Origin of the sequence: Pseudomonas fluorescens (assembly GCF_900636825.1) — a bacterium.
In the GTDB taxonomy this organism is placed as follows: Bacteria; Pseudomonadota; Gammaproteobacteria; order Pseudomonadales; family Pseudomonadaceae; genus Aquipseudomonas; species Aquipseudomonas fluorescens_BG.
The window spans coordinates 5575466-5588670 of record NZ_LR134318.1 but is presented as its reverse complement, the minus strand read 5'-3'; the positions used below and the strand labels follow the sequence as shown (position 1 = coordinate 5588670).

The following is a 13205-nucleotide window of genomic DNA, read 5'->3' as shown; positions in this document are numbered from 1 at the left end:
TTGCGCGCTTGCGGTAGCGACTACGAGGTGTGCAACACATGTATCACGGGGAAAAACTCAACGCCTGGACCCATCTGGTCGGAGCGATCGCCGCGTTTATCGGCGGCGTGTGGATGCTGGTGATTGCCAGCCTCGACGGCAGCCCATGGAAAATCGTTAGCGTGGCGATTTACGCGTTCACCTTGCTGGTGCTCTACAGCGCTTCAACCGTGTACCACAGCGTGCGCGGGCGCAGGAAAGCGATCATGAAGAAGGTCGATCATTTTTCGATCTATCTGCTGATCGCCGGCAGCTATACGCCATTTTGCCTGGTGACGCTGCGCGGGCCATGGGGCTGGACGCTGTTCGGGATTGTCTGGGGGCTTGCGCTGATCGGGATTCTGCAAGAGATCAAGCCGCGTTCCGAGGCGCGGATTCTGTCGATCGTGATTTATGCGGTGATGGGCTGGATTGTGCTGGTCGCGGTCAAGCCGCTGATCGCAGCGTTGGGGACCGCTGGGTTCGCCTGGCTGGCCTCGGGTGGGGTTTTGTATACGGTGGGGATTATCTTCTTTGCCCTCGATCACCGGTTGCGGCACGCCCATGGCATCTGGCATCTGTTCGTGATTGCCGGCAGTTTGCTGCACTTTGTCGCAATTCTGTTCTACGTCCTTTGAAAATCAAAAGATCGCAGCCTTCGGCAGCTCCTACAGGGGAATGCATTTCAATTGTAGGAGCTGCCGGAGGCTGCGATCTTTTGGGCCCTTAGAAATCCCCCCAAAGCTGTTGGGCCACTGCCAATGCCACCACCGGCGCGGTTTCGGTGCGCAGCACCCGCGGGCCGAGGCGGGCGGCGTGGAAGCCGTTGCCTTTGGCCTGCTCGACTTCGGCGTCTGACAAGCCACCTTCCGGCCCGATCAAAAACGCCAGTGTCGCCGGCTTCGCGTGGCTGATCAGCGGCTCGGCCACCGGATGCAGCACCAGTTTCAGCTCGGCTTCGGTCTGCTTGATCCAGTCCGCCAGCAACACCGGAGGGTGAATCACCGGCACCCGCGAGCGTCCGCATTGTTCGCAGGCGCTGATCGCCACCTGCCGCCAGTGCAGCAAGCGCTTGTCGGCGCGTTCGTCCTTGAGGCGCACTTCGCAGCGGTCGCTGAAAATCGGCGTGATTTCGTTGACGCCGAGTTCGGTGGCTTTCTGAATCGCCCAGTCCATCCGCTCGCCTCGGGACAGGCCTTGGCCGAGATGAATCTGCAGCGGCGATTCGACCTGTCCGGCGAATTGCTCGTCGATCTGCACCACCACGCGTTTCTTCCCGACGTCCACCAGCGAACCGCGAAATTCATGGCCGGAGCCGTCGAACAACTGCAGCGCATCACCCTCGGCCATGCGCAGCACGCGGCTGATGTAATGCGCCTGGGCTTCCGGCAGTTCGTGTTCGCCAATGCTCAGCGGGGCGTCGATAAAGAAGCGGGACAGTCTCATGCGGGGTCTCTGTAAAATTTGTAAAAGTCTGGCGGCCCCATCGCTGGCAAGCCAGCTCCCACAGGTTCTGCGCAAAACCCTGTGGGAGCTGGCTTGCCAGCGATGACGGTAGTCCGGTCACCGCTGAAGCTTAAGTGAAGTAGATCAGCCCGGATCACGGAAGCCGGGGTGGAAGTCCTTCGGCACGGCGATACTGACGCTGTCACGCGTCGCAATATCGATGCCTTCGCTGGCGACTTTGGCGAGGAAATCGATCTGCTCCGGCGTAATTACATACGGCGGCAGGAAATACACCACGCTGCCCAGTGGCCGCAACAACGCACCACGCTCCAGCGCATGCTGGAAGACCTTCAAACCACGGCGCTCCTGCCAAGGGTAGGCCTCCTTCGTGGCTTTATCCTTGACCATCTCGATCGCCAGGACCATGCCGGTCTGGCGCACTTCAGACACGTTCGGGTGATCAACCAGATGCGCAGTTGCCGAGGCCATGCGCTGGGCCAGGGCCTGGTTGTTCTCAATCACATTGTCCTGCTCGAAGATGTCCAGCGTCGCCAACGCCGCCGCGCAAGCCAGCGGATTGCCGGTGTAGCTGTGTGAATGCAGGAACGCGCGCAGGGTCGGGTAGTCGTCGTAGAACGCGCTGTAGACCTCGTCGGTGGTCAGGCACGCGGCCAGGGGCAGATAACCGCCGGTCAGGGCTTTCGACAGGCAGAGGAAGTCCGGGCGGATGCCTGCCTGTTCGCAGGCGAACATGGTGCCGGTGCGGCCGAAGCCGACGGCGATTTCGTCGTGGATCAGATGCACGCCATAACGGTCGCAGGCTTCGCGCAGCAGTTTGAGGTAGACCGGGTGATACATGCGCATGCCGCCGGCGCCCTGAATCAGCGGCTCGACGATCACCGCCGCGACGCTGTCATGATTTTCCGCCAGCGTCTGTTCCATGGCCGCGAACATGTTGCGCGAATGCTCTTCCCAGCTCATGCCTTGCGGGCGCAGATAGCAATCCGGGCTCGGCACTTTGATGGTGTCCATCAGCAGCGCTTTGTAGGTTTCGGTGAACAGCGGCACATCGCCGACCGCCATCGCTGCCATGGTTTCGCCGTGGTAGCTGTTGGTCAGGGTGACAAAGCGCTTTTTATTGGGCTGACCGCGATTGAGCCAATAGTGAAAGCTCATCTTCAACGCGACTTCGATGCACGACGAGCCGTTATCGGCGTAGAACACCCGATTCAGACCGTCCGGCGTCATTTTCACCAGACGCTCGGACAGTTCGATCACCGGTTGATGGCTGAATCCGGCGAGAATCACGTGCTCGAGTTGATCGACCTGATCCTTGATGCGCTGATTGATGCGCGGGTTGGCGTGGCCGAACACGTTGACCCACCACGAGCTGACCGCGTCGAGGTAGCGTTTGCCTTCGAAGTCTTCGAGCCAGACGCCTTCGCCGCGTTTGATCGGAATCAGCGGCAGCTGTTCGTGGTCTTTCATCTGGGTGCAGGGATGCCACAACACCGCGAGGTCGCGTTGCATCCACTGGTTATTCAGGCCCATTTACAGTCTCCTCGAGGCGGCTCGCGTCAGGCGCGGGCGAACAATCGCGCAAGCCTATGCAATGCATCGCGTGGGGACAACCCATTGTGTCGATTGAGCTACTTTGTCTGAGCCGATAGACGTTGCTGGCGGCGTTTTGATGGCTAACGTATTCTTCGCGGTTCTTGAGTCTTCTGACTCGCAAAACTGCTTTTTCCCACGTGTTTTTCCGGAGTTCGCTGAATGTCTGTCGGTTGGCTGCGCGCCTGTGCGCTGGTGATGTTGGGGCTGTTCAGCGTTACGGCGCTGGCCAAGGATAAAACCGCAATCGTGATCGGCGGCGGCCTGTCGGGTCTGACTGCTGCTTACGAGCTGCAGAACAAAGGCTGGCAGGTCACTCTGCTGGAAGCCAAACCGAGCCTGGGCGGTCGCTCGGGCATGGCCACCAGCGAGTGGATCGGCAACGACAAGACCCAGCCAGTGCTGAACAAATACGTGTCGACCTTCAAGCTCGGCACCACGCCGGCGCCGGAGTTCGTGCGCACGCCGAGTTACCTGATCGACGGCGATTATTTCACCGCCGCTGATCTGGCCACCAAGCAGCCGGCCACCGCCGATGCCCTCAAGCGCTACCAGAAAACTCTCGACGATCTGGCGCGCTCGATCGACGATCCGCAGAACCCGGCGGCGACCGCCACCCTGCATGCGCTGGATCAGATCACCGTATCGAGCTGGCTCGACAAGCAGAACCTGCCGGCTACTGCGCGTCAGTTGATCAATCAGGACATCCGCACCCACTACGACGAACCTTCGCGTTTGTCGCTGCTGTATTTCGCCCAGCAGACCCGCGTCTATCGCGGTGTTTCCGACCGTGACCTGCGCGCCTCGCGTCTGGTCGGCGGTAGCCAGGTGCTGGCCCAGGCTTTCGTCAAACAGATCAAGACCATCAAGACCAACTCGCCGGTCTCGGCCATCACCCAGGACAAAGACGGCGTGACCGTCAAAGTCGGCAGCGTCGGCTATCAGGCTGATTACGTGGTGCTGGCGGTGCCATTGCGCGCACTGAACAAGATCGCGCTGACCCCGGCGCTGGATGCTCAGCATCTGGCAGCGATCAAAGGCACCAACTACGGTTGGCGCGACCAGATCATGCTGAAGTTCAAGACGCCGGTGTGGGAAAGCAAATCGCGCATGTCCGGCGAGATCTACAGCAACGCAGGTTTAGGCATGCTCTGGATCGAGCCGGCGCTGAAGGGCGGCGCCAACGTGGTGATCAACCTGTCCGGCGATAACGCGCGGGTCATGCAGGCGTTCGGCGACAAGCAAATGGTCGATCAGGTGCTGATCCGACTGCACGCGTTTTATCCACAGGCCCGTGGCTCGTTCACCGGTTATGAAATCCGTCGCTACAGCACCGACCCGTCGATGGGCGGCGCCTACCTGGCTTACGGCCCGGGTCAGATCAGCAAATTCTGGCGCCTGTGGGAACGTCCGCTGCAACGCGTAGCGTTCGCCGGCGAACACACCGACACCTTGTACCCGGGCACGCTGGAAGGCGCACTGCGCACCGGCCAGCGCGCGGCCAGTCAGGTGGAAGATCTCGCGGCGGGCAAGTCGTTTGAGCCGGTCAAAGTGGTTCCTGCTGCAGCAGCGGCAGGCGCGGCGGGTGCCGGGGCGGCGAAGAAGGGTAACTTCTTCACGAATCTGTTCGGTGGTTCGGATGACGAGAAGAAGCCTGAGCCTGTGAAGGCGCCAGAGCCTGCTCCGGCCCCGGTTGCTCCAGCGCCTGCGCCGACCCCGGCACCTGCACCCGCTCCGGTGGAAGCACCGAAGTCAGCGGTCCCGGTAAAAGCCGAGCCTGCGAAGAAAGCAGCGGCCAAGCCACCCGCGAAGAAGCCTGCGGCCAAGACCGAAACGAAAAAGGCGCCAGCCAAAAAGGCCGAGCCTGCCAAGAAGCCAGCGGCTAAACCAGCCGCCAAGCCAGCGGCAACTACCGAGACCAAGGCGCAGTAAAGCTTTGAGGTGAATGAAAAAAGCGCGGCTTTCATGCCGCGCTTTTTTTTGTCTGGTTATCCGCTTTTGGCTCAGGTTAGTTAGACCGTTGTCGGATCTCGTCGGCAATCTTTCGTGAATATCAGAAACATCCCACGCATTCTTCAGAAGAGATTGATTGAACACCGCGTGCCGCAACCCCTAGGCTCCGGAAAAACATGGAGTGCATATGAAAATAACAACATTGCTGATTCTGTCGGTCGCATTGGCTGGCTGTGTATTCGGTGAATATCGAGATCCACTCACGACGCCGATGATTCCCGTAAATGATCCCGTACTAGCACACAAATGCAGAATGGACCCGTTAAGGACTGAGTGCTCGGTCAATTAATCGCGCGCTGCTGGAGAAATGGTGGACGAATCGACGGTTTTGGTTTCATCAGAAGTCCCAAGTGAAGACTGGAATCCCCTGAAATAACACCTTCAGCGGCTTCGGCTTGGGAAACCTTCCAGGGACGAAACCCCAGCGGGCCCAGCACAGCTGTCCGTTTCGTTGATCATAGATGACGAGGTTTCCATCATCCTGAATGATGAGGTGAGTGTTGTACCAAAGTGCTTTTTCAGTGCTGTGATTACTCTCGGCAATCCATAATCGCTGGCGGGATGGGTCGTAAAGAAAGCCATTGTTGCTGATGACGAATTGCAGAGGTTCGCGCATCCTCTTTTGATGCAGCGTTCTACTGAATGGCTGATGATTGTCTGCAACCCAGGCTATTGCCTCTGCATCTTTAATTACCAGGTTTCCATCAGCCTGCAACAGCAAACGAAATCGGCCATTTTCGGATTGTAAATATTGGCCCGCAGACATGGTTTGGTTTGGAGGTAATACGGATGATCCACTTGCCTGGAAGGGGGTATATCGAAGAGCCATATTTCATCACCTTCTAAATGAATGGTTGAGGCTCCATTTGATCAGGGTGGATTTGGCAATCTGCGGTACATATATATTTTCGAAAAAATTTTTGTTGGCGTCTCGATCCTAAGCGGAATTGGTGAGGTGCAGGTCCTGATTGCACTGGAATAATTGGACGGACGCAGCTCCCAGTACTCTGCGAGCCGCGATGAATTCGCCTTTAATCCTTCCTTAACACGCCACTCGCAGACTCTTGATCGTATTTCTCGATATTTCAAAGCAAAATTTTCCGCTTTAATTCGATAGATAACTCGCTAGTCTTGGTTCGCAGTTCTTACAGGATTTGGGCAATGCAGCTACGTAACTCTTCTTCGCGCTATGGTTGGGTCAGCATCTTCATGCACTGGGGCGTAGCGCTGGTGGTCTTCGGGCTGTTTGCGCTGGGTTTGTGGATGGTAGGGCTGGATTACTACAGCACCTGGCGCAAAGACGCGCCGGACCTGCACAAGAGCATCGGTCTGGTGCTGCTCGCTGTGATGGTGTTGCGGGTGGTATGGCGTTTCATCAGCCCGCCGCCTTCTACGCTGAAAAGCTACAGCCGCATGACGCGCATCGGCGCCAAATTCGGTCATGGGTTTTTGTACCTTGCGCTGTTCCCTGTGATGATTGCCGGTTACCTGATTTCCACCGCAGACGGTGTCGGGATCCCGGTGTTTGGCCTGTTTGAAGTTCCTGCACTGCTCTCCGGACTACCGGATCAGGCAGATACCGCTGGGGTGATTCATCTCTGGCTGGCGTGGGCGCTGGTAATTTTTTCCGGTCTCCATGCGTTGGCAGCATTGAAGCACCACTTTATCGATCGTGATGCGACCCTCACTCGAATGCTCGGTCGCAAAGCCTGAAATTCAACCTCGACTCAAAGGAAAAGAAAGCATGTTGAAAAAGACTCTGGCCGCTCTGGCAATCGGTTCTGCCGTGCTGTCCGCTAACGTAATGGCCGCTGACTATGTGGTAGACAAGGAAGGCCAGCACGCCTTCGTCGACTTCAAGATCAGCCACCTGGGCTACAGCTTCATCACCGGTACCTTCAAGGACATCGACGGCAAGTTCAGCTTCGACGCTGCCAAGCCTGAAGACAGCAAGATCGAGTTCAATGTGAACACCGCCAGCGTGTTCACCAACCACGCCGAGCGCGACAAGCACATCGCCAGCGCTGACTTCCTCAACGCCAGCAAATTCGGCAAGGCGACTTTCGTTTCCACCAGCGTCAAATCCACCGGTGCCAACACCGCTGACGTGACCGGCGACCTGACCCTGCTGGGCGTGACCAAGCCGGTTGTCGTCAAAGCGACTTTCCTCGGCGAAGGCAAGGATCCATGGGGCGGCTACCGTGCCGGCTTCGAAGGCACCACCACCATCAAGCGTTCCGATTTCGGCAAGCAGAAAGACCTCGGTCCGAAGTCCGATGCAGTTGAGCTGTATGTTTCGTTTGAAGGTGTGAAAGCGAAATAAATTTCGCCGCCACACAAAAACGCCCCCGGTTGAAAGGCCGGGGGCGTTTTTATTGATGCAACACAGGTCCCTTGTAGGAGCTGCCGAAGGCTGCGATCTTTTGATCTTGATTTTTGAAGACCAGATCAAGATCAAAAGATCGTCCGAACGCGGCCCGAGCCTTCGGCAGCTCCTACATACAGCATTTTGCAGTGCTCATAAAAAATGCCCCGGCTCTTTCGAACCGGGGCATTTTTATTGCGGCTTCAAACTCAGCGATTGCGGGTCAGCAGCGCTGGTTTTTCGCCACGCGGGCGGGTTGGCAGTTGATCGAGCTGCTCAGGCGTTGGAAAGCGGTCGGCTTTCGATTCCTTGTGCATGATCTTCGGACCATTGGTGCGTGGGTTCTGCACGGCCGGCTCGGCGCGTGGTTGATCATCACGGGCCGGGCGGCGGTTGCGCGACGAGGACTCGTCACGGCGAGCCGACTGACCGTCACGCGGTGCGCCGTTGCGCGGGCCACTGCGTTTGGCTGGTGGGGTGCCGGTGCTCGAACCGTTGCTGTTGCGCGGGCCGTTCTGGCGACCTTGTGGCTGGCCACCACGCGGTGCGCCCGAACCTGCGCCTTGCGCCGGGGCGCCAGGACGACGACCGCGACCGCCCGCAGGGGCAGGCTTGGGTACGTAGTCGACGCGGTTACCGAAGTTATCGATATCGTCGTCCAAGAACTCGTCCGGAGCGCGATCAGCCGCTGCACGCGGTGGCTGGCTCGGACGCTGTTCGCGGCTAGGCGCGCCTTCGCGCGGTTTCTGCTGGCGGGCAGGACGCTCGCCACGTTCACCGGCCGGCTTTTCCTTGCCCTTGTCTTTGCCTTTGTCCTTGCGACCGCCGCCACCGCCACCGCCATTCGGGCCGTCGCCGCGTGGGCCACGGGAGTTGCGCGGGTTGCGCACGTCCGGACGCTCACGCACTTCCGGCTTCTCGGCTTCAATGGTGCTCGAATCGAAGCCCATCAGGTCGCCATCGGCGATCTTCTGCTTGGTCATGCGCTCGATGCTTTTCAGCAGTTTTTCTTCGTCCGGGGCAACCAGCGAGATCGCCTCGCCCGAACGACCGGCACGACCGGTACGGCCGATACGGTGCACGTAATCTTCATCGACGTTCGGCAGTTCGAAGTTGACCACGTGGGGCAACTGATCGATGTCCAGGCCGCGTGCGGCGATGTCGGTGGCAACCAGAATACGTACCTGGTTGGCCTTGAAGTCGGCCAGCGCTTTGGTGCGCGCGTTCTGGCTCTTGTTGCCGTGGATCGCCACCGCTGGCAGGCCGTGCTTGTCCAGGTACTCGGCGAGACGGTTGGCGCCGTGCTTGGTGCGGGTGAACACCAGCACCTGTTCCCACGCGCCGGCGGTGATCAGGTGCGCCAGCAGCGCACGCTTGTGGCTGGCCGGCAGACGGAAGACGCGTTGTTCGATGCGCTCGACCGTGGTGTTCGGCGGCGTTACTTCGATGCGTTCCGGGTTGTGCAGCAGTTTGCCGGCGAGGTCGGTGATGTCCTTGGAGAACGTCGCCGAGAACAGCAGGTTCTGACGCTTGGACGGCAGACGCGCGAGAACTTTCTTCACGTCGTGGACGAAACCCATGTCGAGCATGCGGTCGGCTTCGTCGAGGACGAGGATTTCAACGTGGGACAGATCGACGCTGCCCTGGCCGCAGAGATCAAGCAGACGACCCGGGCAGGCCACAAGCACGTCGACACCACGAGACATGGCCTGAACCTGCGGGTTCATGCCGACGCCGCCGAAGATGCAGGCGCTGACGAATTTCAGGTCACGGGCGTAGATCTTGAAGCTCTCGTGTACCTGGGCCGCGAGTTCGCGGGTAGGGGTCAGGACCAGTACGCGCGGTTGGCGCGGGCCATGACGCTGGGATTTGTCCGGGTGACCGTTGGGGAACAACCGCTCCAGGATCGGAAGGGCGAAACCGCCGGTTTTACCGGTACCTGTCTGTGCCGCAACCATCAGGTCGCGACCTTGCAACACGGCGGGAATGGCCCGCTGTTGCACCGGAGTAGGCTCGGTATAGCCCGCATCTTCGATGGCGCGGACTAAAGCCTCGGAGAGACCGAGGGAAGCAAAGGACATGAGTAATCCTGTTTTAGTTAGGGCTTGGCCCAATGGGAGTCTTGCCTGGCGCGAATCACGTTTAAGAGGACGCAATCCCGTCCGGTCCTGCTGCGGTTCCGAAGGCACGTCTGGAGCGCTCGCGCTGGCTGAAAGCTGCGCTGTAGCGGGGCGAGAGGCCTGTTACGGTTCCGGGCGTCCGGGCGTGAGCCTGGCGGGAACGCCGGAGTATAACAGAGCAATCACTGCGCGCTGCTTTCCTGCTGCTCAACGGTTTTGCCATCGGCGGTGGCCGAGCGCAGCGACGGGCTGTCCGCGGGCGCAGCGCCATAGCGCGCGCTCAGTTCGGCGTAGGCCGGTTCGCGCTTGAAACGCTTGAGTTCGGCGCCAAAACGTTGCACCAGCAAATCCATCCCGGCATTGCGCCGAACCGCAAGGAACTGGCTCTGACGGCTGATGACGGTAGGGTTTTCGCTGATCTGGTCGCGGATATTCAGCTCATCGAGCAAATGCTGGCCGACCCGGCGATCGGTGATCAGCAGATCAATACGTCCACGCACCAGTTTGCCGAAATTGGCTTCATGAGTCGGCGCCGGTTCGCGGGTAAACAGTTTCGAATCGCTGAAATCCGGACTGTACAAATAGCCCGGCGAAGTGCCGATGGTCAGGCCTTTGAGTTCTTCGAGGGTGTTGAACGGGTGTGGTCTGTCGTTGGCATAAAACATCACGAATTCGACGTCCGACAGCGGCTCGCTCGGGTAAAGCAGCGTGAGGTCGCGCTCGGCACTGTGAAAGATATCCAGAGCGCCGTCCGCCTGGCCGGTCTCGAGCATCGACAGGCAACGCTTCCACGGCAGAAATTGCCAATCGACTTCTATGCCCAGACGCTTGAAGACGATGGCTGTGGTTTCGTAGTCAAGACCGAGGTTTTTGCCACCTTCCTCATACACGTAAGGCGCCCAGGGCTCAGTGACAATGCGCAACTTCTCGCCCCGAGCGGCGAAGCTCAGGCAAGCAAAAACCAGCACCGCGGACAACTGCAAGATCAAAGGCATGGCTTGAGATTACGACGAGAAACGCGAAAGAGCCAGAAGGTGGCAGTAGAAGCTCTGTTTCGGGCATTTAAAAGCAAAAGATCGCAGCCTTCGGCAGCTCCTACACGGGATACGAAATCTCAATGTAGGAGCTGCCGAAGGCTGCGATCTTTTGATCTTGCTTGTAGCTTGTAGCTCGAAGATTGCCTCAGCGCGGCAATTTCAGGTTATTCCAGATCGCCAGACTCGGTTCAGCCTGGTTCATGGAATAGAAATGCAGCCCCGGTGCGCCACCCTGGAGCAGGCGTTCGCACATCTCGCTGACGACTTGTTCACCAAAGCGCTGAATGCTTGGCGTGTCATCGCCATAGGCTTCCAGTTGCTTGCGGATCCAGCGCGGAATTTCCGCACCGCAGGCATCGGAGAAGCGCGCCAGTTTGCTGTAGTTGGTGATCGGCATGATTCCCGGCACGATCGGCAGATCCACACCCAGCGCCTGCAAGCGGTCGACGAAATAGAAATAGCTGTCGGCGTTGAAGAAATACTGGGTGATCGCGCTGTCGGCGCCAGCGCGGGCCTTGCGCACGAAGTTGGCGAGATCGTCTTCGTAATTGCGCGCTTGCGGATGCATTTCCGGGTAAGCGGCAACTTCGATGTGGAAATGATCGGCGGTTTCTTCACGAATGAATTCCACCAGTTCATTGGCGTGACGCAGCTCACCGCTGGTCATGCCCATGCCGGACGGCAGGTCGCCGCGCAGGGCGACGATGCGCTTGATACCGGCAGCCTTGTACTCGTTCAGCAGGCCGCGCAGGTCGTCCTTGCTGTCGCCGACGCACGACAAGTGCGGTGCGGCCGGTACTTTGACTTCGCTTTCCAGCTGCAGAACGGTGTTGAGGGTGCGATCACGGGTCGAACCACCAGCGCCATAGGTGCAGGAAAAGAAATCAGGGTTGTATGTGGCCAACTGACGGGCAGTGGCCAACAGCTTTTCTTGTCCGGCATCGGTCTTGGTCGGGAAGAATTCGAAGCTGTAGCGACGGTCTTGGGACATGGAGGGGGCCTCCAGCTGCAAGCTGCAAGCTTTGAGCTGCAAGAGGGCGGAGCGCCGAAATCTTGTGGCTTGAGCTTGCAACCAGCGGCTGCGAAATAACGATGAAGAAGCCAGCGACAGCTACAAGCCTCAAGTAAACCACCCGCTTTTACTTGCTGCTTGCAGCTTGAAGCTCGCAGCTGCGCTTAGTAGCGATAGGCGTGCGGCTTGAACGGGCCTTCGACGGTGACGCCGATGTAGTCAGCCTGTTGCTTGGTCAGTTGGGTAACCACGCCGCCGAAGCCGCGAACCATTTCCAGGGCCACTTCTTCGTCGAGTTTCTTCGGCAGTACTTCAACGGTCAGACGCTCGGCTTTCTGGGCTGGCGACAGGTCGGCATATTTCTGGCCGAACAGGAAGATCTGCGCCAGAACCTGGTTGGCGAACGAACCGTCCATGATGCGGCTTGGGTGACCGGTGGCGTTGCCCAGGTTCACCAGACGGCCTTCGGCCAGCAGGATCAGGTAATCGTCGTTCTGCGCGTCGAAAGCGCCCGGGCCGGTACGGTGGATCTTGTGTACCTGTGGCTTCACTTCTTCCCATGCCCAGTTCTTGCGCATGAAAGCGGTGTCGATTTCGTTGTCGAAGTGACCGATGTTGCAGACCACGGCGCGCTTCTTCAGGGCTTTGAGCATGTTCGAGTCGCAAACATTGACGTTACCGGTGGTGGTCACGATCAGGTCGATCTTGCCCAGCAGCGCTTTGTCGATGCTCGCTTCGGAACCGTCGTTGATACCGTCGATGAACGGCGAAACCAGTTCGAAACCGTCCATGCACGCTTGCATGGCGCAGATCGGGTCAACTTCGGAGACTTTAACGATCATGCCTTCCTGACGCAGGGACTGAGCCGAGCCCTTGCCCACGTCACCGTAACCGATGACCAGCGCTTGCTTGCCGGACAGCAGGTGGTCGGTGCCGCGCTTGATCGCATCGTTCAGGCTGTGACGGCAGCCGTACTTGTTGTCGTTCTTGGACTTGGTCACCGAGTCGTTGACGTTGATCGCAGGGATCTTCAGCTCGCCCTTGGCCAGCATGTCCAGCAGACGGTGTACGCCGGTGGTGGTTTCTTCGGTCACGCCGTGAACGCGGTCCAGCACCTGCGGGTATTTCTTGTGCAGCAGCTCGGTCAGGTCGCCGCCGTCGTCGAGGATCATGTTGGCGTCCCATGGCTGGCCATCTTTCAGGATGGTCTGCTCAAGGCACCACTCGTACTCTTCTTCAGTCTCGCCTTTCCAGGCGAAAACCGGGATGCCGGCGGCAGCGATAGCGGCAGCGGCCTGATCCTGAGTGGAGAAAATGTTGCACGACGACCAGCGTACTTCGGCACCCAAGGCAACCAGGGTTTCGATCAGCACGGCAGTCTGAATGGTCATGTGGATGCAGCCGAGGATCTTGGCGCCTTTCAGCGGCTGTTCGCTGGAGTACTTGCGACGCAGACCCATCAGGGCCGGCATTTCCGATTCGGCGATGATGGTTTCGCGACGGCCCCAGGCAGCCAGGGACATGTCGGCAACTTTGTAATCGGTAAAATCTGCAGGCGTGATAACAGCGCTCATGAAGAGCCT

At 59.0% G+C, this 13205-nt stretch carries 11 protein-coding genes; 4 read left to right on the top strand and 7 right to left on the bottom strand.

The features are described from left to right. Positions 1-38: 38 nt before the first annotated feature. Positions 39-656, top strand: coding sequence for a PAQR family membrane homeostasis protein TrhA (trhA, locus tag EL257_RS25585; RefSeq protein WP_126367271.1), 618 nt, complete (start codon positions 39-41; stop codon positions 654-656). A gap of 88 nt (positions 657-744) precedes the next feature. On the opposite strand, the gene EL257_RS25580 is transcribed toward trhA, so the two are convergent. Both EL257_RS25580 and EL257_RS25575 read right to left on the bottom strand, forming a co-directional pair. Further along, on the bottom strand, positions 745-1464 hold the full coding sequence (locus EL257_RS25580; protein ID WP_126367269.1) for a 16S rRNA (uracil(1498)-N(3))-methyltransferase: 720 nt from the start codon (positions 1462-1464) through the stop codon (positions 745-747). A gap of 144 nt (positions 1465-1608) precedes the next feature. Further along, positions 1609-3015 carry an adenosylmethionine--8-amino-7-oxononanoate transaminase gene (locus EL257_RS25575; RefSeq protein ID WP_126367267.1) on the bottom strand — a complete coding sequence of 469 codons (1407 nt, stop codon included), beginning with the start codon at positions 3013-3015 and terminating at the stop codon, positions 1609-1611. Between the two features lie 222 nt (positions 3016-3237). On the opposite strand from EL257_RS25575, the gene EL257_RS25570 reads away from it, so the two are divergent. Next, positions 3238-5007 (top strand): flavin monoamine oxidase family protein, encoded by a 1770-nt coding sequence (locus EL257_RS25570; protein ID WP_126367265.1) that lies wholly within the window; start codon positions 3238-3240, stop codon positions 5005-5007. Positions 5008-5425: 418 nt separating this feature from the next. On the opposite strand, the gene EL257_RS25565 is transcribed toward EL257_RS25570, so the two are convergent. Continuing rightward, positions 5426-5917, bottom strand: coding sequence for a hypothetical protein (locus tag EL257_RS25565; RefSeq protein WP_126367263.1), 492 nt, complete (start codon positions 5915-5917; stop codon positions 5426-5428). 332 nt (positions 5918-6249) lie between these two features. Between EL257_RS25565 and EL257_RS25560 the strand changes: the two genes are divergently transcribed. Both EL257_RS25560 and EL257_RS25555 read left to right on the top strand, forming a co-directional pair. Next, positions 6250-6801, top strand: a complete 552-nt coding sequence (locus EL257_RS25560) for a cytochrome b (RefSeq protein ID WP_126367261.1) — start codon at positions 6250-6252, stop codon at positions 6799-6801. Between the two features lie 31 nt (positions 6802-6832). Continuing rightward, entirely contained in the window at positions 6833-7411 is a 579-nt protein-coding gene (locus EL257_RS25555) for a YceI family protein (protein WP_042606592.1), read from the top strand. 251 nt (positions 7412-7662) lie between these two features. Here EL257_RS25555 and EL257_RS25550 read toward each other — a convergent pair whose 3' ends face one another. From EL257_RS25550 to ahcY, 4 genes are all read right to left on the bottom strand, one after another. Continuing rightward, complete coding sequence (locus tag EL257_RS25550) at positions 7663-9534, bottom strand: DEAD/DEAH box helicase (RefSeq protein WP_126367260.1); 1872 nt, start codon at positions 9532-9534, stop codon at positions 7663-7665. A 221-nt stretch (positions 9535-9755) separates the two neighbouring features. After that, positions 9756-10568 carry a substrate-binding periplasmic protein gene (locus EL257_RS25545; RefSeq protein WP_126367258.1) on the bottom strand — a complete coding sequence of 271 codons (813 nt, stop codon included), beginning with the start codon at positions 10566-10568 and terminating at the stop codon, positions 9756-9758. A gap of 187 nt (positions 10569-10755) precedes the next feature. Next, positions 10756-11601 carry a methylenetetrahydrofolate reductase [NAD(P)H] gene (gene metF, locus EL257_RS25540; RefSeq protein ID WP_126367256.1) on the bottom strand — a complete coding sequence of 282 codons (846 nt, stop codon included), beginning with the start codon at positions 11599-11601 and terminating at the stop codon, positions 10756-10758. 185 nt (positions 11602-11786) lie between these two features. After that, entirely contained in the window at positions 11787-13196 is a 1410-nt protein-coding gene (gene ahcY / locus EL257_RS25535) for an adenosylhomocysteinase (RefSeq protein ID WP_126367254.1), read from the bottom strand. Positions 13197-13205 lie beyond the last annotated feature (9 nt).

Excerpts from the sequence above, each read along its gene's own strand:
- trhA (WP_126367271.1), top strand. The coding sequence starts at position 39 with ATGTATCACGGGGAAAAACTCAACGCCTGGACCCATCTGGTCGGAGCG.
- EL257_RS25580 (WP_126367269.1), bottom strand. The coding sequence starts at position 1,464 with ATGAGACTGTCCCGCTTCTTTATCGACGCCCCGCTGAGCATTGGCGAA.
- EL257_RS25575 (WP_126367267.1), bottom strand. The coding sequence starts at position 3,015 with ATGGGCCTGAATAACCAGTGGATGCAACGCGACCTCGCGGTGTTGTGG.
- EL257_RS25570 (WP_126367265.1), top strand. The coding sequence starts at position 3,238 with ATGTCTGTCGGTTGGCTGCGCGCCTGTGCGCTGGTGATGTTGGGGCTG.
- EL257_RS25565 (WP_126367263.1), bottom strand. The coding sequence starts at position 5,917 with ATGGCTCTTCGATATACCCCCTTCCAGGCAAGTGGATCATCCGTATTA.
- EL257_RS25560 (WP_126367261.1), top strand. The coding sequence starts at position 6,250 with ATGCAGCTACGTAACTCTTCTTCGCGCTATGGTTGGGTCAGCATCTTC.
- EL257_RS25555 (WP_042606592.1), top strand. The coding sequence starts at position 6,833 with ATGTTGAAAAAGACTCTGGCCGCTCTGGCAATCGGTTCTGCCGTGCTG.
- EL257_RS25550 (WP_126367260.1), bottom strand. The coding sequence starts at position 9,534 with ATGTCCTTTGCTTCCCTCGGTCTCTCCGAGGCTTTAGTCCGCGCCATC.
- EL257_RS25545 (WP_126367258.1), bottom strand. The coding sequence starts at position 10,568 with ATGCCTTTGATCTTGCAGTTGTCCGCGGTGCTGGTTTTTGCTTGCCTG.
- metF (WP_126367256.1), bottom strand. The coding sequence starts at position 11,601 with ATGTCCCAAGACCGTCGCTACAGCTTCGAATTCTTCCCGACCAAGACC.
- ahcY (WP_126367254.1), bottom strand. The coding sequence starts at position 13,196 with ATGAGCGCTGTTATCACGCCTGCAGATTTTACCGATTACAAAGTTGCC.